This window comes from Cupriavidus sp. YR651 (assembly GCF_900101625.1).
Lineage (GTDB): Bacteria > Pseudomonadota > Gammaproteobacteria > Burkholderiales > Burkholderiaceae > Cupriavidus.
This window is the reverse complement of sequence record NZ_FMYZ01000001.1, coordinates 710,943-732,936: the sequence shown is the minus strand read 5'-3', so window position 1 is coordinate 732,936 and position 21,994 is coordinate 710,943. Positions and strand designations below refer to the sequence as shown.

Genomic DNA, 21,994 nt, shown 5'->3' with positions numbered 1-21,994 from the left:
CCCCATTTGTCAGGGACACGCGCCAGACGCATGGCTTTTACTTTTTTCGACTACGGCGTTGCCTTTATCGTGGTGGCCTCTGGCCTGATCGGCATCCTGCGTGGCCTCGTGCGCGAGGTGCTGGCGCTGGTCGGCTGGGTGGTGGCCTTCGTGCTGGCCTATCACTTCGGCGGCATGGCGGCGCAGTGGATGCCTGAATCGCTGCCTGGGGGGCAACTGACGCGCAGTGCGCTGGGGTTCCTGGTGGTGTTCTTCGGCACCTGGATCGTCGCGGCACTGGCCGGCACGATTCTGGGCCAGCTTCTGGAGACCACAGGCCTGAAGCCGGCGGACCGCGGCCTCGGGTTGTTTTTCGGCCTCGCGCGCGGCGTGCTGATCGTGATGCTCGTCGTTGTGCTGGCGGGCCTCACGAAGCTGCCTGAGGAGCCATTCTGGCGTGACGCGGTGTCGCGCCCCTATGTGTTGCAGGCCATGAACGAATTGCGGCACTGGCTGCCGCCGGATCTGGCCAAGTATGTGAAAGCGTGAGGCGTGGCCGACAGGCCCGCCCGCGTGGCAGTAACAATGCGGGTCCCGTCCGCCCAAGACGGGACCGCGCCCCTGAATCATTCGCCTTTCCTGGGAGTTCGGCATGTGCGGTATCGTCGGCGTGGTTTCCACCAGCCCTGTCAACCAACTCATTTATGACAGCCTGCTGCTGTTGCAACACCGCGGACAGGATGCAGCCGGCATCGCCACGGCCAACGGCAGCACCTTCCACATGCACAAGGCCAACGGCCTCGTGCGCGATGTGTTCCGCACCCGCAATATGCGCGGCCTGCCGGGCACGTCCGGTATCGGCCAGGTGCGCTATCCCACGGCCGGTTCCGCATCGAGCGAGGAAGAAGCCCAGCCGTTCTACGTGAACGCGCCGTATGGCGTCATCCTGGCCCACAACGGCAACCTGACCAACTCGGAGCAGCTGCGCGAGGAAATGTTCCGCCGCGACCGCCGCCACATCAACACGCATTCGGATACCGAAGTCCTGCTGAACGTGCTGGCCGACGAGCTGCAGCGAGCCAGCAATGGCAAGGCGCTGGATCCTGAGACCATCTTCAAGGCCGTGGCCGGCATGCATCGCCGCGTGAGGGGTGCGTACGCCATCACGGCGCAGATTGCCGGCTATGGCCTGCTGGCGGTGCGCGATCCGTTCGGCATCCGGCCGCTGTGCATCGGCAGCGTCGACACGCCGGCGGGCAAGGAATACCTGATCGCTTCCGAATCCGTGGCCCTGGAAGGCATCGGCTACCGCATGGACCGCGATGTGGCCCCGGGCGAGGCGATCTTCGTCGATCTCGACGGCAAGCTCTACAGCAAGCAGTGCGCGGAGAACCCCGTGCTGACGCCTTGCATCTTCGAATACGTCTACCTGGCCCGTCCGGATTCGTGCATCGACGGCGTGCCCGTCTACGATGCGCGCCTGCGCATGGGTGACTACCTGGCCGAGAAGATCCGCCGCGAAGTGTCCGGTGGCGATATCGACGTGGTCATGCCGATTCCCGATTCCAGCCGTCCGGCCGCCATGCAAGTGGCCAACTCGCTGGGCGTGGACTACCGCGAGGGCTTCTTCAAGAACCGCTACGTGGGCCGCACCTTCATCATGCCAGGCCAGGCCGTGCGCAAGAAGTCGGTGCGCCAGAAGCTCAACGCGATGGGCGTGGAGTTCAAGGGCAAGAACGTGCTGATCGTGGATGATTCGATCGTGCGTGGCACGACGTCGTTCGAGATCGTGCAGATGGCGCGCGACGCCGGCGCCAACAAGGTGATCTTTGCCTCGGCCGCGCCGCCCGTGAAGTTCCCGAACGTGTATGGCATCGACATGCCCACGCGCAGCGAGCTGGTGGCCCATGGCCGCACCGATGAGGAAGTGGCACGCATGATTGGTGCCGACAAGCTCGTGTACCAGGACGTGGAAGCCATGAAGCAGGCCGTGCGCGACATCAACCCGGCGCTGCGTGACTTCGATGCATCGTGCTTCGATGGCCGCTACGTCACGGGCGATATCGACGAGGCCTACCTGCTGCGACTGGAAACGGCCCGCAGCCAGGCGGACCGCGACGGCACCAACGGCGATACGGAACGCTCGCAGCTGCATCTGCAGCGTTCGAGCGGCAACGAGTAAGACCAAGACCAACCCTCATATCTGGGCAGCAAAGCAGCATGAGCGAACCGTTCAATCCTGACTCCCTCGGCATCGATACCCTCGGCGTACGCGCCGGCACGCTGCGTACCGGCGAATTCATGGAGCACTCGGAGGCGATGTACCTGACCTCCAGCTTCTGCTTCAACAGCGCCGCCGAGGCTGCAGAGCGCTTTGCGAACTCGGAGGAGGGCTACACCTACTCGCGCTTCACCAATCCGACGGTGTCGATGTTCCAGTCGCGCCTGGCCGCGCTGGAAGGTGCCGAGGCCTGCATGGCCACGGCATCGGGCATGAGCGCGATCCTGTCGGTGGCGCTGGCGTCGCTGCAGGCCGGCGACCACCTGGTCAGCTCGCGTTCGATCTTCGGCTCGACGATGACGCTGTTCAATACCATCCTGGCCAAGTTCGGTGTGGAGACGACCTACGTCGACAGCGGCGACCTGTCCGCGTGGCGCGCGGCGGTGAAGCCGAACACGAAGCTGTTCTTCCTGGAAACGCCGTCGAACCCGTTGACCGAGGTGTCGGACATCGCGGCCGTTGCCGACATCGCCCACAATGCCGGTGCACTGTTCGTGGTGGACAATTGCTTCTGCTCGCCGGCGCTGCAACAGCCGATCCGGTTTGGTGCCGATGTGGTCGTGCATTCGGCCACCAAGCATATCGATGGGCAGGGGCGCGTGCTCGGTGGCGCCGTGCTGGGCAAGCACGACTTCATCATGGGCAAGGTATTTCCGTTCGTGCGCACGGCAGGCCCCACGCTGTCCGCGTTCAACGCCTGGGTGATGTTGAAGGGCATGGAGACGCTGGCGATCCGCATGGAGCGCCACTCGCAGAGTGCGCTGGCGATTGCCGAGTTCCTGGAGTCGCACCCGGCCGTGAACCGGGTGTTCCACCCGGCGCTGAAATCGCATCCTCAGTACGAGATTGCACAGCGCCAGCAGAGCGGCGGCGGCGCCGTCGTGTCGTTCGAGCTGAAGGGCGCCACGCCCGAGCAGCAGCGTGCCAATGCCTGGCGCGTGATCGATAACACCAGGGTCTGCTCGATTACCGGCAATCTTGGCGACACGCGCACGACGATCACCCACCCGTACACGACCACGCACGGGCGTGTGGCGCCGGAAGTCAAGGCGGCGGCCGGCATCAGCGAAGGGCTGATCCGCCTGGCGGTAGGCCTGGAGTCGGTGGTGGATCTGAAGGCGGATCTGCTGCGCGGGCTGGGAAGCTAACAGCGGCGAGGACATCGTCAAACAGGAAGGGCAGCCAGATCGGCTGCCCTTTTTTGTCATACCCAGCGCTCAGCGCAGCAATCGGCGTCGCAAGAGCACCAACGCGATGACCAGCGCCGCAATCGCATACGCAGCCAGCACCGCCAGGTGCAGCGGTGCGTTCTCGACGGGGCGGCCCAGCATCAACGGTCGAATCAGCGCCACCGCGTGGGCGAGCGGCAGCACGCTGGTCGCCGCCCGCGCGCCCTCGGGCAATTGCTCGAGCGGGAAGAACACGCCGGAGAGCAGCAGCATCGGCGTCATCACCAGCGTCTGGTAGAACATGAAGAAATCGTAGCTCGGTGCGAGCGCCGTCACGATCATCGCCAGGCTGGCAAATGCGATGCCTGCCAGCACGATCACGGGCAACGCCGCCAGCGCGCTGGGAAACTGCGCGTAGCCCAGCGCGCTGGCCACGAGCATGATCGCCACGCCCGACAGCACGGCCTTGCTGGCGGCCCACAGGATCTCGCCCAGCACCACATCGCCCAGCGTCAGTGGTGCGTGCATGATGGCCTCCCACGTGCGCTGCACATGCATGCGCGAGAACGCGGAGTACATCGACTCGAAGCTCGCCGACATCATCACGCTCGAAGCCGTCGTACCGGCGGCCAGGAAGGCGATGTACGACACGCCATGCACCTGGCCCACCAGCAGCCCGAGCCCGAGCCCCAGGCCGAAGAGATAGATCATCGGGTCGGCCAGGTTGCCGATCATCGACGGGATGGCCAGCTTCTTCCAGACCATGTAGTTGCGGTACCAGACCATCATCCAGTTGCGCGCATTGCGTGGGAGCAGCGGCTGGGGATAGTGCTGGCGGGGCGGGGCGGCGGATGCCGGACGGGCGGTCGCCGTTGCCTCCGGTGTGCGGGGATCTTGTTCGCTCATGTCAGTCTCTCATGTCGCGGCCGGTCAGCTTGAGGAACACGTCCTCCAGGTTGGCAGGCCGGTGCAGGTAGCGCACGCCGCCCTTCCCGTTCAGGGCGTTCAGCAGCGGGGCGGGGTCGCGCACGTAGCAGAACAGCGTTTCGCCGCGCATTTCGGTGCGTTCGGCCAGTGGTGTGAGGCTGGCGCGCAGCGGCTCGAGTTCGTCGCCATAGACTTCCACCACGTCACAGCCGATTTCCCGGTCGATCAGTTCATGTGGCTTGCCTTCCGCGATCTTGCGGCCGGCATCGATCACGCACAGGTGGTTGCAGAGGCGCTCGGCTTCTTCCATGAAGTGCGTGGTGAGCAAGATGGTCTTGCCGGCCGACATCAGGGATTTCAGGCGCTCCCAGATCAGGTGGCGTGCCTGCGGGTCCAGACCCGTGGTGGGTTCATCCATCACCAGCAGATCCGGGTCGTTGATCAGCGCGCGCGCCACGGTCAGCCGCCGCCGCATGCCACCGGACAGATCACGCACCTGGGCATCGGCGCGATTTTCGAGCCGTGCGAACTCCAGTAGCTTGGGTACCCGTCGGGCGATTTCCGCCGACGACAGGCCAAAGTAGCGGCCGAAGATACGCAGGTTCTCGATCACGGAAAAATCTGGGTCGAGGTTGTCGAATTGCGGCACCACGCCCACGCGCATACGGGCCTGTGGCGCGCGTTGGGGAATCGGCTCGCCGCACAGCATCAACGTGCCCGATGCGGGTGTGGTCAGCCCCAGCAGCATGCGCAGCGTGGTGGTCTTGCCCGCCCCGTTGGGACCGAGCAGGCCGAAGCACTGGCCGCGTTGCACTTCGAGGTCGAGGTTGTCGACGACGACGGTGTCTCCGTAGAGTTTGCGCACATTGCGCATTTGCAGGATGGCAGTCAAGGCGGGGCCTCGTGAGTGCGATATCCCGCCATTATGCCGGTCATCGCGCGGGGCATCCGGTGGCGCAATGCAGCAAGAATCAGCCGTTGCAGGTATCTTTCCGGGATGCGTCCGAAGACGATGCCAGTCCATGGTGCGCGGCGCAACCTTCACAGGAGACATCGGATCATGAGTGTTGAAAAAGTGCTGGCCCAGTGGCAGGCCGCCGAGGAACGGGTGCGGGAACGGCTGGCGCCACCGGGGCTGATCACGCGCGACGAACTGCGTGCGCGCTCCGGGCCGGAGTTTTTTGACGATATCTTTTCGGGGAAGCTGCCGGGCATTCCCATCGGCGATCTCGTCGATTTCGTGCCGATGGAATACGAGCCGGGCCGGTTCGTCTTCCAGGGAACGCCGGGGCCGCAGCACTACAACCCGCTGGGCACCGTCCACGGTGGCTACGCGGCCACGCTGCTGGATTCCTGCGTTGGCTGCGCCGTGCACACCATGCTGCCGGCGGGGAAGGGTTATACGACGCTTGAGCTCAAGGTGAACTACGTCCGCCCGCTGACTACGCATACCGGCCCTATTCGCGCGGAGGGCAAGGTGGTGAGTCTGACTAGCCAGATCGGCATCGCCGAAGGGCGCCTGGTCGATGTGCAAGGCAAGCTGTATGCCTATGCGACGACCACGTGCTTGCTGTTCCCACTGCCGGCCTGATGGGGCGGCAAGCGCGCGGGGCGGTTTCGTACTAGCCTTGCACGCTGGGCCTGGCCCATTCAACAAGATCCATGACAAGAATTCCCAAGGAGGCAACATGTCGTTCGAGCACTGGCTGGCCTTTGCGCTGACAAGCCTGGTTCTTCTCATCATCCCCGGCCCCACCATCCTGCTGGTCATCGGTGACGCGCTGGCGCATCGTGGCCGCAGCGCCTTCGCTACGGTAGCCGGCGTGGCCGCCGGAGATCTCACCGCCTTCACGCTGTCGATGGCCGGCCTGGGCGCCGTGCTGGCGGCCTCCGCCGCGCTCTTCACGGCCCTGAAATGGGTCGGTGCTGCCTACCTGGTCTATCTGGGTATCCAGGCCCTGCGGTCGGCCAGTCGTGCCAATGCGCTCGATGTATCGTCGCAGTCCGGTAGCGCGCGTCAGCGCTTTATCAAGGCGTGGCTGGTGACGGCGCTGAACCCCAAGAGCATCGTATTCTTTGTAGCCTTCGTGCCGCAGTTCCTGGACGCCAAACTGGCGTTCTGGCCGCAGGCGGCGGTGCTGATCCCGACCTTTGTCGTCCTGGCGAGCGCGAATGCCATGGTCTATGCGCTGCTGGCGCGATCGTTGGCGACGCGCCTGACCACGCGTCGCGCGCAGGCCAATGTTCAGCGAGCCGGTGGCATTACCCTGATCGGCGCTGGTGCCCTGATTGCGGCGCGCAGCTGATTGCGCCGCAGCCAACCGGGTCCGCGAGGACGAAAAAAAACCGCCAGCATGCTGGCGGTTTTTTTGTTGCAGTGCGCGCGAATCAGTAGAGCTTCTTCGGCAGCATTTGCATACGCAGACGCTTGCGCAGACGCGACTCGGCAGCCTTCTTCTTGCGCTTGCGCTCGGTCGTCGGCTTTTCGTAGGCGGTGCGGCTCTTCAGTTCCACGATCAGGCCAGTCTGCAGAATGGCGCGACGGAAACGACGCATTGCAACTTCAACGGGTTCACCCGGTTTCAGAACGATCTTAGTCAACTCAGTCCTTTTGGGAATGCCGCGAGGGCGGCGGGTTCATACGGGGGGAAACGTCGTCGCGTTGGGGCTCCGGAGCCTTCTGCGACGGTGGTATTGCACGCTGCGGCGAATGCCGCGGTGCGCCCCCGCGAACCTGAAGCGTAGACCGAGGTCCGTACTGCCAGTGTCAGGGGTGATGGGCCAAATTTTCCTACGTAGTAAAAACTTGGCGACTACCTGTTTCCTTGGATATTGCGCAAGTGATACGCCGGTAAGCTTTTACAGGTATACGAATCGGGAGTCAAGCAAAAGGCGCGAAAGCTGCCTCTGTTGCCGCAAAAAGCGTCGTATCGTGCGCCAATGCATTGTGTTCCTGGCATTGGCTCAACCCAGCAGGCTCAGCCATGCCGAGGCCAGCAGAACCAGCGCCATGAGGCGGTCGAAACACTTCATGAGCCTTGGCGATCGGATAAAGCGCGCGGCTCCTGCACCGAGGAAGGCCCACGCACCCATGCATGGCATCGCCACCACAAAGAATATCAGCGACAGCAGCACCACATTCCGCGTCTGAGCGGCGCCATGGCCCGCAAACACGCTGACGACCGCGAGCGCCATCATCCATGTCTTGGGATTGACGAGCTGCAGGCCGGCCGCGCCAACGAAGCCTAGTGGTCGCTTGCTTTCCGCGCCGATCTCGACGCCGGCAGCCGGACTGCTGAAGATCTGCCACGCGAGCCACGTCAGCCATAGCACGCCGGCCCATGACATGGCGCGCTGCACATCGGGATGGTGTGCCAGCGTATCGCCAATGCCGATCCCGACGGTCAGCACGAGCAATGCGGCACCTCCGCACGCGCCGACGATGATCGGCACTGTGGCGGCCACCCCATGCCGGGCACTGTTGCTGAGCACGAGCACGTTGGTCGGACCGGGTGTGATCGATGCCACGATCGCAAACAGCAGGAAGGGGAGGAGCGGCAGGGTCTGGTGCATGAGGCCATTGTTGCCGCCGCATCCTTCACGCGTCTGGAAGATTTGAGCACCGCTTGCGGTAGAGCGCCGGTGTCAGGCCATAGGCCCGGAGGAACCAGCGGCCCAGGTGGCTCTGATCGGCAAATCCAAGTGCGACGGCCACGTCGGCAGGGGTCGCGCCCCGCGCAAGCAGATGGCGCGCCCGAGCGAGCCGCAACTGCACGAGGTACGCATGCGGGGCGATGCCGAACGCGGCCTTGAACGCGCGCGTCAGGCGGAAGCGATCGACGCCACTGACCGCGGCGAGGTCGTCGAGTCCGACGTCCTGATCCAGATGGTCGTGGAGATAATCGCGCGCACGTTGGGCAACCAGAGGCAGGCGGGGATCGAGCCCCTGCCGGGCGCGCCAATGCAGTTGCGTCGTGAGTTGGCCGAGCAGGGTGTCGAGGGTTGTCTGCCTGACGATGCGCAGCTCCGGCTGCTGAAGTACGGAAAACGCGCGCTGGATCGCGACGATCAGGGTCGGGTTTTCGGTTAGCGTCTGCGTGAAGCCTGGTTGGCAATGCGCGGGGGCTTCCTCGAACAATGCGCGCAGTTCGCGCTCGACCCACTGCGCATCGAGATAGAGCATCGAATAGGTGAAGCCATCCGGTGCGATCGCATAGCCATCGTGAATCTCGCCGGGTTCGAGCGTGAACGCCTTGCCGGGCGTGCTGCTGTGGATGGTGCGACGACAATGGAATTGCTGGATGCCCTGTTCGGTGTAGCCGACAAGGTAGCTGTCGTGCCAGTGCGGGTCGTAGGCGTGGCCTACGAAATGGGCGCGAATCGTCTCGATGCCTGTTTCGGCATCCTGCTTCAGATCGATCCAGCTTTGGGGGCTCACTGCGTTTCCGGGGGAGTGGTGGCGGGCGTGGCGCCTGGTTTCCCTATCCTAGCGATGGATGCGAGAATTTTCTGGAACGTTTGTGCAGGGAGGGGTTAAGCGAGGGAAGGGGGGGCCGAAAGGGAAAGCGGAAAAAGAAAAAGGCCGATGCTTTCGCATCGGCCTTCCTCTTCTATCGGTTGGCTCCCCGACCTGGGCTCGAACCAGGGACCTACGGATTAACAGTCCGGCGCTCTACCGACTGAGCTATCGGGGAACAGCTGAGAAAGAAATTATAACCAGCTTCTCTTCGTTTCGTCAACAACTTTTCAACGTTTTATTTTCGTTGGAAGTCGTTTCCAAAACTCTGGGTCGCCCTGGAATCGGCTTGCAGCGGGCGTTTCCGCCGTTTGCTTCGCGCCGTGTTCAGCAGCGAGGCCGCATTATAGCCAGCTTTTTGATTTGTGCAAACAAAAAAACCGCCCGGAGGCGGTCTTTTTGTATTCGCGTCGACGGATCAGTCGAACACCGGCGAATCCACGCCGAGGATCTTGTGCAGTTTCGGCGACGTCGTCGTGTACTGCATGTGGATCTTCTTCTCGGGGAAGATGTACGGCGCAGCGCCAAAAGCGGCCAGCGCACACTCGTGGAAGCCCGAGAGGATCAGCTTCTTCTTGCCGGGGTAGGTGTTGATGTCGCCCACGGCGAAGATGCCCGGGATGTTCGTTTCGAACTTCTCCGTATCCACCTTGATCTGCTTGCGCTCGAGCTCGAGGCCCCACTCGGCGATCGGGCCGAGCTTGGGCGACAGGCCAAAGAACACCAGCAGGTCGTCCAGCGGCAGTCGGCGCGTCACGCCGTCACCGCCGGTAACCTTGATCTCGGTGAGCAGGCCGTCGCGTTCCTCGTAGCCGCTGATCTGGCCCACCATGAACTGCATCTCCATCTGTTCGCACAGTTCCTTCATCTTGGCGACAGAGGCGGGCGCGGCACGGAAGCCGTCGCGGCGGTGGATCATCACCACGGACTCGGCCTTGCCGACCAGGTCCAGCGTCCAGTCCAGCGCCGAGTCACCGCCACCGACGATGACCAGGTTGCGGCCGTGGAAGCGGCTCGGATCCTTCACGCGGTAGAACAACTGCTTGCCGTCGAACTTGTCGATGCCTTCGACCTTCACCGTGCGCGGCTGGAACGAGCCCACGCCAGCGGCGATGAAGATGGTCTTCGTGATGAAGCGCGTTCCGAGGGACGTCTCGACGAAGAAGCGGCCGTCTTCGCGGCGTTCCACGACGGCGACTTCCTGGCCCAGGTGGAACGTGGGCTCGAACGGCTCGATCTGCTTGAGCAGGTTATCGGTCAGTTCCTGGCCCGTGCAGATGGGCACCGCCGGGATGTCGTAGATAGGCTTGTCCGGGTAGAGCTCGACGCACTGGCCGCCCACTACCTTGAGCGAGTCGATCACGTGCGCCTTGATTTCGAGCAGCCCCAGTTCAAAGACCTGGAACAGGCCGACGGGGCCTGCGCCCACGATCAGCGCATCGATTTCCAGCGGCTGCCCGCCGGGGTTCCCGCCGGCCTGTTGGGTCGCGTCGGCCACGGGATTTGGAATGCTCAAGTCCATATTCGTCCTGATACGTTGTGGGCACGCGATGTGCCCGGCATTGCGGGAAAGCGCGGGGACGGCTTTCTTTTGTTTTACCGCTGCAGGTATTGCAGCTTGTCAGTGGCGTCCTTCCATTCCTCGGCCTCGGCCAGCGGCGCCTTGGTCTTGGTGATGGACGGCCACGTCCGGGCCAGCTCGGCGTTCAGGTCGATGAACTGCTGCTGGTCGCCCGGAACGTCTTCCTCGGCGTAGATCGCGTTCACCGGGCATTCGGCGACGCACACGGCGCAATCGATGCATTCGTCGGGGTCGATGGCCAGGAAGTTCGGGCCTTCGCGGAAACAATCGACCGGACACACATCAACGCAGTCGGTGTAGCGGCAACGGATGCAGGATTCGGTGACAACGTGAGTCATTTCGGTTCCAGAAAAACGGATCGGTCTTTGATGGGAAACTGTTCAGGCCGCTTCTTGCCTGCCGCTCATCCGGCTGGCCGACAGACACGCGCGCAACGCGCATGTCAATCGGGGTAAGTCGGGGCGAACGGGGGCCGTGGCCTTTCAAAGACCGATATTGTATCCGAGCCTTCCCGCAAGGATAGCCAGTCTATATAGCCGGGTCAGATAGTTTTCTTATTTCTTTATGTACTTTTGTGCCGGCACCCCGCTGGAATGGGCCTGCAGGGCAGTTTGGGGCGGGTGCCGAGCGGGATTTGGGTGTCGGATGGGGCACGGAGGGACTACTATTCCCCTGTGTCACCCGGGGCTTTTTCCCATGGTTTTCGTGGGAAAAAGCCCTTGCCGAACAAGGATATTCACCATGCCGGTATGCGCCCGCCAGCGCCACCTCGCCTGCCTGCTCGCCGCCGCGGCCATGCTCTGGCCGGCGTTGACGCCTGCCGACGCGCAGGGACTGGCCAACGCGCCGACCCAGGGGGAGATGGCCGGCAGCGTGGTCTCCCGGCTGGTGGCATGGCGTGCGCGGACGGACCAGCCGGTGACGCTCTCTGCGCTGACGGCGTTCGACTGGGACAGCTTCAGCGTGGTCCGTGCCCCGGCCGGCGAGGCGCTCGCCAACTGTAATCGTGAGGGCTTCCTGCCGTGCGACCCGGCATTGCAGCCACCGCCCAACACGCTGATCCAGGTGCTGCGCTTCGACCGCGCAGGACGGCCGGTCTACCAGGAGCGCATCATCGTGGCATCAGGCTATTTTGCCGATCCGCTTCCGGCTGCCGTGCCGCGCGACCGGGCCACGCTGGTTTCCTGCCAGGACGCGCAGGGCAAGCCGCTATGGTGCGTGCAAGGGCGGCAGGTGAAGCCAGCGCAGCGATATCTCGACGGTGGCTGATGCGCCGCGCCGCCACATCACTTTCGGTTAGCATGTCGGCCTGACCCCGGCATGCCGTCTGGCCTCGTTATGATCATCCGCTCCCTGCTCGACACCGACCTGTACAAGTTCACGATGATGCAGGTGGTGCTGCACCACTTTCCGCAAGCCCAGGTCGAGTATGGCTTCAAGTGCCGCAACGCCGGCGTCGATCTCACGCCTTATGTCGACGAGATCCGTGCCGAGGTGGCCCGCCTGTGCCAGTTGCGCTTCGCCGGGGAAGAGCTCGACTACCTGCGCGGAATGCGCTTTATCAAGAGCGATTTCGTCGACTTCCTCGCGCTGTTCCACCTGAACGAGAAGTACGTTTCGATCGCGCCGTCTGCCGGGGGCAACGGCGAGATCGACATCACGATCCGGGGGCCGTGGCTGCACACGATCCTGTTCGAGGTGCCTCTGCTGGCCATCGTCAACGAAGTCTATTTCCGTCGGACGCAGCCGGAGCCAGACCTGGCCGAGGGCCGCAGGCGCCTGGAAGCCAAGCTCGCGCTGCTGAAGGCCGCGCCGTATGCGGATTGCGTGATCGCGGACTACGGCACGCGCCGTCGCTTCTCGCGCGACTGGCAGGAGGAGGTCCTGCTGACCGCGCGCCGGATCCTCGGGCAGCAACTGGCCGGCAGCAGCAACGTACACTTCGCGCGGCTGCACGGCATGACGCCGCTCGGCACGATGGCGCACGAGTACCTGCAGGCCTGCCAGGCGTTAGGGCCGCGCCTGCGCGATTCGCAGGTGTACGCGCTGGAGAACTGGGCACGTGAATATCGTGGGGACCTGGGTATCGCGCTGTCCGATACCTACGGTTTCGATGCCTTCCTGCGCGATTTCGATCTCTACTTCTGCAAGCTGTTCGATGGCGTGCGGCACGACTCCGGCGACCCGCTGGAATGGGGCGAACGCATGCTGGCGCATTACACCGCCAACCGCGTCGATCCACGCGGCAAGACGTTGATTTTCAGCGACGCGCTGAGCATCCCGAAGGTCATCGAACTGTACGAGCGGTTCCGTGGCCGCTGCAAGCTGGCATTCGGCGTCGGGACCAACCTGACCAACGACCTCGGCTACACGCCGTTGCAGATCGTCATCAAGATGGTGCGCTGCAATGGCCAGCCCGTGGCCAAGCTGTCGGATACCCCGGAGAAAACCATGTGCGACGATCCGGGCTACCTGGCCTACCTGCGCCAGGTGTTCACGGTTCAGCCATCGGCTTAGGAAGATTCACGCCCGGCGCCGTCCGCGCTCCTATAATCGGCCAGTCCCGGATCCTGACTGGTCCCAACTGATCCCACCTGAAACCCGATACCGATTGCCATGGAAACCAACGCTGCCCGTGACCGCATCTTTGCCCGCATCCGTGCCGCCCAGGGTCGGGGCCCCAAGGTGACCAGCGGCGAGCGCGAGGCCGTGGCGGACTACCTGACGCGCCATCCGCAAGGGCCGCAGCCGCCCGTGGCCGGGGACCGTGTCGAAGCCTTCAGCCTGCAGGCGCGGAAGTTGTCGTCGACGGTGGATCGCGTGGCCACGCTGGCCGATGTCCCGGCCGCAGTGGCCCGGTATCTCGATGGGCTGAAGCTCGTGCGCCGCGCCGTGGCGTGGGACAGCTTCGGCAGCCTGCCGTGGGACGCGCAGGGGCTGACGGTGGAATGCCGTCCCCCGGTGCGCGAACCGCAGGCCGATCATGATCACGGCGACCTCGTCGGCATCACCGGCTGTTTCGTGGCGATCGCGGAGACCGGGTCGCTGATGCTGTTGTCCGGGCCGGAAACCTTTGCCTCGGCTGCGCTGCTGCCCGAGACGCACATCGCGGTGGTGCCAGTGTCCCGCATCGTGGTCAATCTCGAAGAGGCGTTTGCCCGCATGCGCGCGGAGCATGGTCAGCTGCCGCGCGCCACGAACGTCATCAGCGGGCCCTCCCGCACGGGCGATATCGAGCAGACCATCGTGCTGGGCGCGCATGGCCCGTATCGCGTGCACGTGATCCTCGTCGACCAGGGCTGAAGCCCGGATTCCCCAATGCCCCGACGTCCGGGGCGAGGTCCCCTGTCGCGCATTTTGAGACCTTTCGCAAAGGGGTTTGCTTTACACTGAGCCCTTCGCTGCGTGCTGACGTCCGAGGCCCTGCAACGCCTCGGACGCGTGCGCCTTTTCGCCATTTCATGCGCAAGCCGTAGCCTGACCGCGCGGGCGGCTTTCGTTTCGCGACAAGGAGAATCCTGCTCGATGCGACGTGCCTTCGCGATCCTGCCGCCGGCTTTGCTTGCTGCCATCGCACTATTTCCCACGCTCGTCCATGCGGCCGATCTCGACGGCGCGGCGCTGTCTCCCGTCTGGGGGATGCCGTTCGCCGGCATCCTGCTGTCGATCGCCCTGTTTCCACTGTTCGCACCTCACTTCTGGCATCACCACTACGGCAAGATTTCCGCGGTGTGGGGCCTGCTGTTCCTGGTGCCGTTCGCCATGCAGTACGGCACCCATGCGGCGGTGGTCAGCACGGTCCACGCCCTGCTTGCCGAATACGTGCCTTTCATCGTCCTGCTGACTTCGCTGTACGTCGTGGCCGGTGGCATCTGCGTGCACGGCAACCTGCATGGGACGCCGCGGCTCAACACCAGCATCCTTGCACTTGGCACAGTGCTGGCCAGCTTCATGGGGACCACGGGCGCGGCCATGTTGCTGATCCGTCCGTTGCTGCGCGCCAATGACAATCGCCGCCACGTGGCGCACGTCGTCGTGTTCTTCATCTTTCTGGTGGCCAACGCGGGTGGGGCGCTGACGCCGCTGGGCGACCCGCCGCTGTTCCTGGGCTTCCTGAAGGGTGTGGACTTCTTCTGGACGATGCGCAATATCCTGCCGGAGACGATATTCGTCTGGGTGATCCTGCTGGCGCTGTTCTATGTGGTGGACCGCCATTACTTCCTGAACAGGGAGGAGGAATTGCCCATCGCACGCGATCCGACCCCGGATTCGGCCGGCATTCGCATCGAGGGCAAGGTCAATTTTGTACTGCTGCTGGCCGTGATCGGCCTGGTGCTGATGAGTGGCCTGTGGAAGCCGGGCATCGCGTTCGACGTGATGGGTACCGAGGTGCCGTTGCCGGCCCTGATGCGCGACGTGCTGCTGATCGTCGTCACCGTGGTGTCGCTGCTGGCCACGCCCCGCACGGCGCGCAGCAGGAACGAGTTCAACTGGGAACCGATCCTGGAAGTCGGCAAGCTGTTCGCCGGCATCTTTCTCACGATCATCCCGGTCATCGCGATGCTGAAGGCCGGGACCGATGGCGCGTTTGCCGGCGTGATCCACGCTGTCAGCGACAGCAAGGGCCAGCCGATCGACAGCATGTACTTCTGGGCAACCGGTATCCTCTCCTCATTCCTCGACAACGCGCCAACATACCTCGTGTTCTTCAACACGGCCGGAGGCGACCCGGCCACGCTGATGACGCGCGAAGCCTCCACGCTGGCGGCCATTTCGGCCGGCGCCGTGTTCATGGGCGCCAATACGTATATCGGCAATGCGCCCAACCTGATGGTCAAGGCGATTGCCGAAAGCCGCGGCGTTCGCATGCCGAGCTTCTTTGGCTACATGGCATGGTCGTGTGCCGTGCTGTTGCCGATTTTCCTGGTGATGACGTTCCTTTTCTTCCACGTATGACTGCCATGAAGCCTTCCGTCCTTGTTACCCGCGCGATCTTTCCTGACGTGATCGACCGGCTCGCGCAGTATTTCGAAGTCGACAGCAACCAGGATGACGTCGTGCTGGATGCCGCCGCGCTGAAAGGCCGCCTGGCGGGCAAGGCCGGTGTGCTGGCGAATGCCGCCGACAAGATCGACGCCGGTGTGGTGGCCGGACTGCCGGCCTTGCGGGCCGTGTGCAACATGGCAGTGGGCTACAACAACCTCGACATACCGGCGCTGACCGCCGCGGGCATCGTTGCGACCAACACGCCCGACGTGCTCACCGAGACCACCGCGGATTTCGGCTGGGCACTGTTGATGGCCACCGCACGGCGCGTGACCGAGTCCGAGCACTACCTGCGCGCCGGCAAGTGGGAGCGCTGGAGCTACGACATGCTGGTCGGCATGGACGTGTACGGCAGCTCGCTGGGCATCCTTGGCATGGGGCGGATCGGCCAGGCGCTGGCGCGACGCGCGGCCGGCTTCGGCATGCAGGTCCTCTATCACAATCGCAGCCGGTTACCCGCCGATACCGAGCGGGCACTGAACGCGCGCTACGTCAGCAAGGCCGAGTTGCTGCAACAATCCGATCACCTGGTTCTGGTGTTGCCGTACAGCCCGGAGAGCCATCACGCCATTGGTGCGGCAGAGCTCGCGCTGATGAAGCCCACGGCCACGCTGATCAACCTGGCGCGCGGCGGCATCGTTGACGACGGCGCATTGGCCGCGGCACTGCGCGACCGCCGGATTTTCGCGGCGGGCCTCGACGTGTTCGAGGGCGAACCCCGCGTGCATCCGGACCTGTTGACCGTGCCGAACGTGGTGCTGACGCCGCACATCGCCAGCGCGTCGGAAAAGACGCGCCGCGCGATGGCTAACCTGGCTGCGGACAATCTGATCGCGGCCCTCGATGCGGGTCCGCAATCCGGCAAGCCGTCTTCGGTCATCAACCCCGAGGTGATGGCGCATCGTCGCTGATCGCTGAACGCCGCCGCGATCTGGCATGGATCGCGGCGCTCCGATTGTCTAGTTTTCGCTTCCATGACCCTGATTGCCGTACTGACCCTCGCCGCCGTGCTCGTAGCGGTTTTGCTGCTGGTAATGCTCGTCTGGCGTGGGCGGGACGCGTCGTCGCCGTCTGCCGACCTGTTGCGCGTGCTGACGGAGATGCGCGGCAACGTGCGCGACGACACCACGCGTGGCCTGGAGCGACTGGAGCGCGAACTGCGTACCGAAGTCGGCGAGACCGCGCGCGCCAACCGTGGTGAAGCGGGACAGCAGATGCTGCGCTTCCAGCAGACGTTGTCGTCGCAACTGACCAGCATTGCCACGCTGCAGAACAACCAGATCGACACGTTCGCGCAGCAACTGGCCAAGCTGACGGAATCGAACACTCAACAACAGGAGCACTTCCGCCAGCATCTGTTGCTGCAGGGGCAGCAGGGGCGCGAGGAACAGGCGCTGTCGCTGCGGCGGTTTGGCGACGGCCTGCAGCAGCAACTGGCGCAGATGTCCGAAGCCAACGAGCGGCAACTGGCTCAGGTTCGTGCCACGCTCGAACAGAAGCTTCGCGACATCGAGGCCAACAATGCGGCCAAGCTCGAGGAAATGCGTCGGACCGTGGATGAGAAGCTGCATGCAACGCTGGAACAGCGACTGGGCGAATCGTTCAAGCTGGTTTCGGACCGGCTCGAGCAAGTACACCGCGGGCTGGGCGAAATGCAGGTGCTGGCGCAGGGCGTAGGCGATCTCAAGCGCGTACTGACGAATGTGAAATCACGCGGTACGTGGGGCGAAGTGCAACTGGAAATGCTGCTCGAGCAGATGTTGACAGCGGAGCAGTACGCCAAGAACGTGGAGACGGTCCGCAACTCCGGCGCGCGCGTGGAGTTTGCCATTCGCCTGCCGGGGCGCGATAGCAATGGTGGGCCGGTGTGGCTGCCGATCGACGCCAAGTTTCCGAAGGAACAATACGAGCGCCTGGTCGATGCGCAGGAGCATGGTGACGTAGAGGGCGTGGCCAGTGCCGGTCGCGAGCTGGAAGTGGCATTGCGCCGCGAAGCGCAGACCATTGCCGAGAAATATCTGTCGCCACCGGCTACGACCGATTTCGCCATTCTCTTCCTGCCAACCGAGGGCCTCTACGCAGAAGTGCTGCGCCGCCCCGGCCTGACCGATCTGCTGCAGCGTGATTTCCGCGTGACCGTGGCGGGGCCGACGACGCTGACGGCGCTGCTCAACAGCCTGCAGATGGGATTCCGCACGCTGGCGCTGGAGAAACGTTCCAGCGAAGTCTGGGAGGTGCTCGGCGCGGTGAAGACCGAGTTCGGCAAGTTCGGCGAAATATTGGCCAAGACGCGCGATACGCTCGTGCGCGCCGCGCGAAACATCGAGCAAGCCGAGGTACGCACACGCCAGATGGAGCGCAAGCTGAGGACCGTGGAGGCACTGCCCGGAGAGATGGCGGAGCAGCTATTGGGAACTGCAGGAGCGGTGGGGATGGCGGGGAGTGGGGTGCCCGAACAGCCGCCGCAGCCGCAGGAAGGCGGCGGCACGGCCCAGCAGTAGGCCGCAGAGATAAAACGAGAGGATCGGCAAGGCGATCCTCAGGGGATGCTCAAGCGGCCGCGCAGGCCGCCTGGTGCTGATCGCTCAGTAGCGACGCAGTGACGGCTCAGTGACGATCGTCAGGCGTGAGTTCGCGAACGTGTACCTCGATGCCGCCGAAGCGCGCAGCCACCCAGTTATACGCCTTGCATCCCAGCCACAGCAGTCCGAAACCGATCAGTGCGTTCAGGATCAGTGCGGTGAACACTGTGATCCCGGGCAGATCGCCGTATCGGACAAAGGCTACGAACAGACCCATGGCCACAATCGGCACCGAAAAGCACAGGTAGACGAGCACAAGTGCGCGTGCGGTCTTGACGGGGTGGAGGTACGCGATCTCCTGATTCATGACGACAGACAAGATATTGGGGGATTCAGATTTTTCGTGCTGCAAGTGTAGCGACTGGGGCTTGCGACGCATAGTCCACCACTCGTTGAGCCTTGCAATTTGGGAGACCGGACGCGGCTGCAGGCGCAGAATGCGGCGCAAAAACGACACCTGTCACGACACCGTGGCTGCTTGTTATACGACAACTAGCCGTCACCTTATCGGTAATCGATTCGGCTCATCAATGGACGGCATCTATGTCCGCTTGGCGAAACGCGCACGCATCCGCCGGGCCTAGATCAACCCGTCGAACAGCATGACGTCAACGGTGTCACCGGCAGCGACTGTGTCTTGCTCATGTGCCAGCACGATGAAGCAATTTGCCTCGCTCATCGATCGCAGCACGCCGGAGCCTTGTTGCCCCGTGATGCGCACCTCCCAGCCACCTTCGGCGGCTGGCGCCAGGATGCCGCGCTGGTATTCGGTGCGGCCCGGCTTCTTGCGGATGGCTGCAACGCTGCGCACGCGCATCATCGGCAGCGGCGGCACATTGGCGCCCATCTGCCGATGCAGCGCCGCGCGCACGAAGTGGTAGAAGGTCACCATCACGGCCACCGGGTTGCCCGGCAGGCCGAACAGCATGGCCTCGCGGCCATTTGAGGCAATGCGGCCAAAGGCCATGGGCCGGCCGGGACGCATCGCGATCTTCCAGAACGTCACGTCGCCAAGCTTCGCCATGATCTGCTTGGTGTAGTCGGCTTCGCCCACCGAGACCCCGCCGGAGGTGATGATCGCGTCGGCGTTTTCGCATGCGCTGCGGAATGCGGCTTCCAGCGCGGCCGGATCGTCGCGGACCACGCCCATGTCGATCAGTTCGACATTGAGACGGCGCAGCATGCCGTGCAGCGTGTAGCGGTTGGAGTCGTAGACGCAACCCGGGTCGAGCGGATCGCCGATCGAGCGTAGTTCGTCGCCGGTGGAGAAGAACGCCACGCGCAGGCGACGGCGTACCTTGATCTCGGCAACGCCGAGCGAGGCCAGCAGGCCCAGGTCGGCAGGTTGCAGGATGCGGCCCGCGGAGAGCGCGGCCTGGCCACGCGCCAGGTCTTCGCCACGCAGGCGGCGGTTGTCGCCGGCGCGCACGGCATTGGCGGCGAAGCGGATCTGGTTGCCGCCGGCCTGCACCTCGACGAATTCCTGTGGCACCACCGTATCGCAACTGGCCGGCATGACCGCTCCCGTCATGATGCGCACGGCCTGGCCGGCAGCGGGGGCCACGTCATATGTATTGCCGGCATAGGCCGTGCCGATGACCTCCAGCACGACATCCGTGGCCTGGCTGGCCAGTGCCGCACTGGCGAACGCATAGCCATCCATCGCCGAGTTGTCGTGCGCCGGCACGTCGATTGGCGAGATCACGTCTTCGGCCAGCACGCGGTCCAGCGCGGCGCGAATGGCCAGTTGCTCCGTGCCACGCACGGGCTCGACCACGTTTCCAATGATGGCGTTGGCCTGAGCGACGGGCAGCGCGGAGGGATCGTAGTCGGACAGGCAGGAGATGACGGATTGCAGGGAAGGCATGGGGCGGTCTGGTGGAGCGCGGAGGTGGCGCGAATGACGATGCGAATACCGGAGCGAAATACGAAGAAGTCTAACCCGGGCGCGGGGCTCAGCGACTGTCGTGCGTGCGTAGTTCGTCCAGCGTATTGATGTTGGCAAACGCGTCGGTATCGTCGAACAGCACCTCAGCCAGGCGGTGGCTGGCCACCCAGGTTTCGATCTTGCGGCCGCCACCGTTCAGGTAGGCCGTCAGGCTGTCGGCGGCCGTGGCCGGCATCAGGCAGAACACGGGCTGGGTTTGCCGGCGGCCATCGGCATCCACCGTCACGGGAATGGCCATCTCCGCGCCTTCCGCTTCGATGGCGCTCGCCAGGCGCTGGACCAAGTCCGTGGGCAGGAACGGCGTGTCGCATGGCGCGGTGATCATCCAGCCAGTCTGGCATTGCTCGAGTCCGGCCAGCATGCCCGCCAGCGGGCCGGCGAAGTCCTGCACCGAATCCGTGTACACCGGCACGCCGAACGATTCGTACGCGGCCAGGTTCCGGTTGGCGTTGATCATCATTGCGCCGGTTTGCGGGGAGAGGCGCATCAGCGTGTGCATGGCCATCGGCACGCCGCGCAATGGCTGCAGTCCCTTGTCGGTGCCGCCCATGCGGCTGCCCCGGCCGCCGGCCAGGATCAGGCCCGTGATGTCGTCGCGTGCAATCATATTTTCGGAAAGAGGCGATGCATGGAAGGGGTCGGAAAAGGATCCGGCCGGCGAACCGTTTGGCGGCGTCAGCCGCCGATATAGGACATCTCGATCTTGCGCTCGGCACGCGCCTGGCGCACGGCGGGGTCACTGCGCTGCTCCGAATAGTTGTCGGTGCGGCCCTGCCAAACCTGGGCGATGGCATTGGCGATTTCCAGGTCACTGTGGCTGCCGCGCAGCAGCGCGCGCAGGTCGTAGCCCTCAGTGGCGAACAGGCACAGGTACAGCCGGCCCTCCGTGGAGAGGCGGATGCGGCTGCAATCGCCGCAGAAGGCATGCGTGACGCTGGAGATCACTCCAATCTCGCCGCCGCCGTCGCGATAGCGCCAGCGCTCCGCAGTTTCGCCGGAGTAGTTGGCGGATATCGCTTCCAGGGGGAAAACCTCGTCGATACGCCGCACGACATCGGCGGACGGCAGCACTTCGTCCATTTGCCAGTGATTGCTGGCGCCCACGTCCATGAATTCGATGTAGCGCACGATGATGCCGCTGCCACGGAAATGGCGTGCCATCGGCACGATCTCGGCGTCGTTGGTGCCATGCTTGACCACCATGTTGACCTTGATCGGCGCCAGACCCACGGCCTGGGCGATTTCGATGCCGTCGAGCACGTCGCGTACGGCAAAGTCCACATCATTCATCTTGCGGAACGTGACGTCGTCGATCGCATCCAGGCTCACGGTCACGCGCGACAGGCCGGCATCACGCAGCGATTGCGCCTTGCGGGCCAGCAGGGAGGCATTGGTCGTCAGCGTCAGATCCAGCGGCTTGCCGGAGACCGTCTCGATACGCGCGAGCATCTCCACGAGCTTTTCGATGTTCTTGCGCAGCAGTGGCTCACCGCCGGTCAGCCGGATCTTTTCCACACCCTGCGAGACGAAGATGCGTGCGGTGCGCTCGATCTCCTCGAAGCTCAGCAACTCGGAGTGGGGCAGGAAGGTGTAGTCCTTGTCGAACACTTCCTTTGGCATGCAGTACACGCAGCGGAAGTTGCAGCGGTCGGTGACCGAGATGCGCAGATCATGCAAGGGACGGCCGCGCGTATCCGCCACGAGCCCGGTCGGCGTGACGAGGCTGGACGGAATGCTGGGCACCATCGAGCGATAGAGATGGTCGCGCAGATCAAGGATGGGAATGACGGTATCGGTCATGGCCTGGGGGTGGCGAGGCGGTCTGCCAGTGCGCAAGGGCGCGTGGCCGCCGTTCTGCTGTCATTCTAGCCGAGGCGGCCTCGGCACCGTCGACTACCGGGTTCGGCGCAGGGGCACAGTTTCCCGCCGCGCCGGGCAATACAGTCCAAGGCAAGGGGTGAGTC

At 64.1% G+C, this 21,994-nt stretch carries 22 protein-coding genes and 1 tRNA gene; 11 read left to right on the top strand and 12 right to left on the bottom strand.

Annotation, left to right across the window (positions count from 1 at the left end; genetic code table 11):
- The first annotated feature begins 30 nt into the window (after nucleotides 1-30).
- From BLR29_RS03280 to BLR29_RS03270, 3 genes are all read left to right on the top strand, one after another.
- The gene (locus BLR29_RS03280; RefSeq protein ID WP_092134567.1) at nucleotides 31-528 is read left to right on the top strand and encodes a CvpA family protein; all 498 of its coding nucleotides are present in this window, start codon (nucleotides 31-33) and stop codon (nucleotides 526-528) included.
- 103 nt (nucleotides 529-631) lie between these two features.
- Nucleotides 632-2,161, top strand: a complete 1,530-nt coding sequence (purF, locus tag BLR29_RS03275; RefSeq protein ID WP_092134565.1) for an amidophosphoribosyltransferase — start codon at nucleotides 632-634, stop codon at nucleotides 2,159-2,161.
- 38 nt (nucleotides 2,162-2,199) lie between these two features.
- Entirely contained in the window at nucleotides 2,200-3,408 is a 1,209-nt protein-coding gene (locus tag BLR29_RS03270) for an O-succinylhomoserine sulfhydrylase (protein ID WP_092134564.1), read from the top strand.
- 69 nt (nucleotides 3,409-3,477) lie between these two features.
- Here the strand turns inward: BLR29_RS03270 and BLR29_RS03265 are convergent, their stop codons facing one another.
- Both BLR29_RS03265 and nodI read right to left on the bottom strand, forming a co-directional pair.
- Nucleotides 3,478-4,335 (bottom strand): ABC transporter permease, encoded by an 858-nt coding sequence (locus BLR29_RS03265; protein WP_092134562.1) that lies wholly within the window; start codon nucleotides 4,333-4,335, stop codon nucleotides 3,478-3,480.
- 1 nt (nucleotide 4,336) lies between these two features.
- Nucleotides 4,337-5,230, bottom strand: coding sequence for a nodulation factor ABC transporter ATP-binding protein NodI (gene nodI / locus BLR29_RS03260; RefSeq protein WP_369804562.1), 894 nt, complete (start codon nucleotides 5,228-5,230; stop codon nucleotides 4,337-4,339).
- Between the two features lie 186 nt (nucleotides 5,231-5,416).
- On the opposite strand from nodI, the gene BLR29_RS03255 reads away from it, so the two are divergent.
- Together BLR29_RS03255 and BLR29_RS03250 are read left to right on the top strand one after the other, a co-directional pair.
- Nucleotides 5,417-5,947 (top strand): hotdog fold thioesterase, encoded by a 531-nt coding sequence (locus tag BLR29_RS03255; protein WP_092134559.1) that lies wholly within the window; start codon nucleotides 5,417-5,419, stop codon nucleotides 5,945-5,947.
- A gap of 97 nt (nucleotides 5,948-6,044) precedes the next feature.
- Entirely contained in the window at nucleotides 6,045-6,662 is a 618-nt protein-coding gene (locus BLR29_RS03250; protein ID WP_092134558.1) for a LysE family translocator, read from the top strand.
- Between the two features lie 82 nt (nucleotides 6,663-6,744).
- On the opposite strand, the gene rpsU is transcribed toward BLR29_RS03250, so the two are convergent.
- The 6 genes from rpsU to fdxA all read right to left on the bottom strand — a co-directional run bounded on the left by rpsU (nucleotide 6,745) and on the right by fdxA (nucleotide 10,792).
- Entirely contained in the window at nucleotides 6,745-6,957 is a 213-nt protein-coding gene (gene rpsU / locus BLR29_RS03245) for a 30S ribosomal protein S21 (protein ID WP_029044331.1), read from the bottom strand.
- A 363-nt stretch (nucleotides 6,958-7,320) separates the two neighbouring features.
- The gene (locus tag BLR29_RS03240; protein WP_092134556.1) at nucleotides 7,321-7,929 is read right to left on the bottom strand and encodes a LysE family translocator; all 609 of its coding nucleotides are present in this window, start codon (nucleotides 7,927-7,929) and stop codon (nucleotides 7,321-7,323) included.
- A gap of 25 nt (nucleotides 7,930-7,954) precedes the next feature.
- The gene (locus tag BLR29_RS03235) at nucleotides 7,955-8,794 is read right to left on the bottom strand and encodes an AraC family transcriptional regulator (protein ID WP_092134555.1); all 840 of its coding nucleotides are present in this window, start codon (nucleotides 8,792-8,794) and stop codon (nucleotides 7,955-7,957) included.
- A gap of 180 nt (nucleotides 8,795-8,974) precedes the next feature.
- Nucleotides 8,975-9,050 (bottom strand) — tRNA-Asn (locus tag BLR29_RS03230).
- Between the two features lie 240 nt (nucleotides 9,051-9,290).
- Nucleotides 9,291-10,394, bottom strand: coding sequence for an NAD(P)/FAD-dependent oxidoreductase (locus BLR29_RS03225; protein WP_092134553.1), 1,104 nt, complete (start codon nucleotides 10,392-10,394; stop codon nucleotides 9,291-9,293).
- A gap of 74 nt (nucleotides 10,395-10,468) precedes the next feature.
- Complete coding sequence (gene fdxA, locus BLR29_RS03220; protein ID WP_092134551.1) at nucleotides 10,469-10,792, bottom strand: ferredoxin FdxA; 324 nt, start codon at nucleotides 10,790-10,792, stop codon at nucleotides 10,469-10,471.
- Nucleotides 10,793-11,195: 403 nt separating this feature from the next.
- Here fdxA and BLR29_RS03215 point away from each other — a divergent pair, with 403 nt between their 5' ends.
- From BLR29_RS03215 to BLR29_RS03190, 6 genes are all read left to right on the top strand, one after another.
- Nucleotides 11,196-11,723 (top strand): hypothetical protein, encoded by a 528-nt coding sequence (locus BLR29_RS03215; RefSeq protein WP_092134550.1) that lies wholly within the window; start codon nucleotides 11,196-11,198, stop codon nucleotides 11,721-11,723.
- Nucleotides 11,724-11,792: 69 nt separating this feature from the next.
- The gene (gene pncB / locus BLR29_RS03210) at nucleotides 11,793-12,971 is read left to right on the top strand and encodes a nicotinate phosphoribosyltransferase (RefSeq protein WP_092134548.1); all 1,179 of its coding nucleotides are present in this window, start codon (nucleotides 11,793-11,795) and stop codon (nucleotides 12,969-12,971) included.
- A gap of 99 nt (nucleotides 12,972-13,070) precedes the next feature.
- Nucleotides 13,071-13,757 carry a LutC/YkgG family protein gene (locus BLR29_RS03205; protein WP_092134547.1) on the top strand — a complete coding sequence of 229 codons (687 nt, stop codon included), beginning with the start codon at nucleotides 13,071-13,073 and terminating at the stop codon, nucleotides 13,755-13,757.
- Nucleotides 13,758-13,979: 222 nt separating this feature from the next.
- On the top strand, nucleotides 13,980-15,410 hold the full coding sequence (locus BLR29_RS03200; protein WP_092134545.1) for a sodium:proton antiporter: 1,431 nt from the start codon (nucleotides 13,980-13,982) through the stop codon (nucleotides 15,408-15,410).
- A 5-nt stretch (nucleotides 15,411-15,415) separates the two neighbouring features.
- The gene (locus BLR29_RS03195) at nucleotides 15,416-16,411 is read left to right on the top strand and encodes a 2-hydroxyacid dehydrogenase (protein ID WP_092134544.1); all 996 of its coding nucleotides are present in this window, start codon (nucleotides 15,416-15,418) and stop codon (nucleotides 16,409-16,411) included.
- A gap of 63 nt (nucleotides 16,412-16,474) precedes the next feature.
- The gene (locus tag BLR29_RS03190) at nucleotides 16,475-18,001 is read left to right on the top strand and encodes a DNA recombination protein RmuC (RefSeq protein ID WP_092134542.1); all 1,527 of its coding nucleotides are present in this window, start codon (nucleotides 16,475-16,477) and stop codon (nucleotides 17,999-18,001) included.
- A gap of 106 nt (nucleotides 18,002-18,107) precedes the next feature.
- On the opposite strand, the gene BLR29_RS03185 is transcribed toward BLR29_RS03190, so the two are convergent.
- The 4 genes from BLR29_RS03185 to moaA all read right to left on the bottom strand — a co-directional run bounded on the left by BLR29_RS03185 (nucleotide 18,108) and on the right by moaA (nucleotide 21,830).
- Nucleotides 18,108-18,389 carry a hypothetical protein gene (locus tag BLR29_RS03185; protein WP_092134541.1) on the bottom strand — a complete coding sequence of 94 codons (282 nt, stop codon included), beginning with the start codon at nucleotides 18,387-18,389 and terminating at the stop codon, nucleotides 18,108-18,110.
- Between the two features lie 273 nt (nucleotides 18,390-18,662).
- Nucleotides 18,663-19,949 (bottom strand): molybdopterin molybdotransferase MoeA, encoded by a 1,287-nt coding sequence (gene glp, locus BLR29_RS03180; protein ID WP_092134539.1) that lies wholly within the window; start codon nucleotides 19,947-19,949, stop codon nucleotides 18,663-18,665.
- Nucleotides 19,950-20,037: 88 nt separating this feature from the next.
- Nucleotides 20,038-20,637: a molybdenum cofactor guanylyltransferase MobA gene (gene mobA / locus BLR29_RS03175; RefSeq protein WP_092134538.1), complete on the bottom strand. Its 600-nt coding sequence runs from the start codon at nucleotides 20,635-20,637 to the stop codon at nucleotides 20,038-20,040.
- 68 nt (nucleotides 20,638-20,705) lie between these two features.
- Nucleotides 20,706-21,830, bottom strand: coding sequence for a GTP 3',8-cyclase MoaA (gene moaA, locus BLR29_RS03170; RefSeq protein WP_092134536.1), 1,125 nt, complete (start codon nucleotides 21,828-21,830; stop codon nucleotides 20,706-20,708).
- Nucleotides 21,831-21,994 lie beyond the last annotated feature (164 nt).

Coding starts and splice junctions, on each gene's coding strand:
- BLR29_RS03185 (WP_092134541.1), bottom strand. CDS start 18,389: ATGAATCAGGAGATCGCGTACCTCCACCCCGTCAAGACCGCACGCGCA.
- BLR29_RS03255 (WP_092134559.1), top strand. CDS start 5,417: ATGAGTGTTGAAAAAGTGCTGGCCCAGTGGCAGGCCGCCGAGGAACGG.
- BLR29_RS03280 (WP_092134567.1), top strand. CDS start 31: ATGGCTTTTACTTTTTTCGACTACGGCGTTGCCTTTATCGTGGTGGCC.
- BLR29_RS03265 (WP_092134562.1), bottom strand. CDS start 4,335: ATGAGCGAACAAGATCCCCGCACACCGGAGGCAACGGCGACCGCCCGT.
- nodI (WP_369804562.1), bottom strand. CDS start 5,230: ATGCGCAATGTGCGCAAACTCTACGGAGACACCGTCGTCGTCGACAAC.
- purF (WP_092134565.1), top strand. CDS start 632: ATGTGCGGTATCGTCGGCGTGGTTTCCACCAGCCCTGTCAACCAACTC.
- BLR29_RS03200 (WP_092134545.1), top strand. CDS start 13,980: ATGCGACGTGCCTTCGCGATCCTGCCGCCGGCTTTGCTTGCTGCCATC.
- BLR29_RS03215 (WP_092134550.1), top strand. CDS start 11,196: ATGCCGGTATGCGCCCGCCAGCGCCACCTCGCCTGCCTGCTCGCCGCC.
- BLR29_RS03190 (WP_092134542.1), top strand. CDS start 16,475: ATGACCCTGATTGCCGTACTGACCCTCGCCGCCGTGCTCGTAGCGGTT.
- BLR29_RS03205 (WP_092134547.1), top strand. CDS start 13,071: ATGGAAACCAACGCTGCCCGTGACCGCATCTTTGCCCGCATCCGTGCC.
- glp (WP_092134539.1), bottom strand. CDS start 19,949: ATGCCTTCCCTGCAATCCGTCATCTCCTGCCTGTCCGACTACGATCCC.
- BLR29_RS03270 (WP_092134564.1), top strand. CDS start 2,200: ATGAGCGAACCGTTCAATCCTGACTCCCTCGGCATCGATACCCTCGGC.
- BLR29_RS03225 (WP_092134553.1), bottom strand. CDS start 10,394: ATGGACTTGAGCATTCCAAATCCCGTGGCCGACGCGACCCAACAGGCC.
- pncB (WP_092134548.1), top strand. CDS start 11,793: ATGATCATCCGCTCCCTGCTCGACACCGACCTGTACAAGTTCACGATG.
- BLR29_RS03250 (WP_092134558.1), top strand. CDS start 6,045: ATGTCGTTCGAGCACTGGCTGGCCTTTGCGCTGACAAGCCTGGTTCTT.
- BLR29_RS03240 (WP_092134556.1), bottom strand. CDS start 7,929: ATGCACCAGACCCTGCCGCTCCTCCCCTTCCTGCTGTTTGCGATCGTG.
- mobA (WP_092134538.1), bottom strand. CDS start 20,637: ATGATTGCACGCGACGACATCACGGGCCTGATCCTGGCCGGCGGCCGG.
- BLR29_RS03195 (WP_092134544.1), top strand. CDS start 15,416: ATGAAGCCTTCCGTCCTTGTTACCCGCGCGATCTTTCCTGACGTGATC.
- moaA (WP_092134536.1), bottom strand. CDS start 21,830: ATGACCGATACCGTCATTCCCATCCTTGATCTGCGCGACCATCTCTAT.
- fdxA (WP_092134551.1), bottom strand. CDS start 10,792: ATGACTCACGTTGTCACCGAATCCTGCATCCGTTGCCGCTACACCGAC.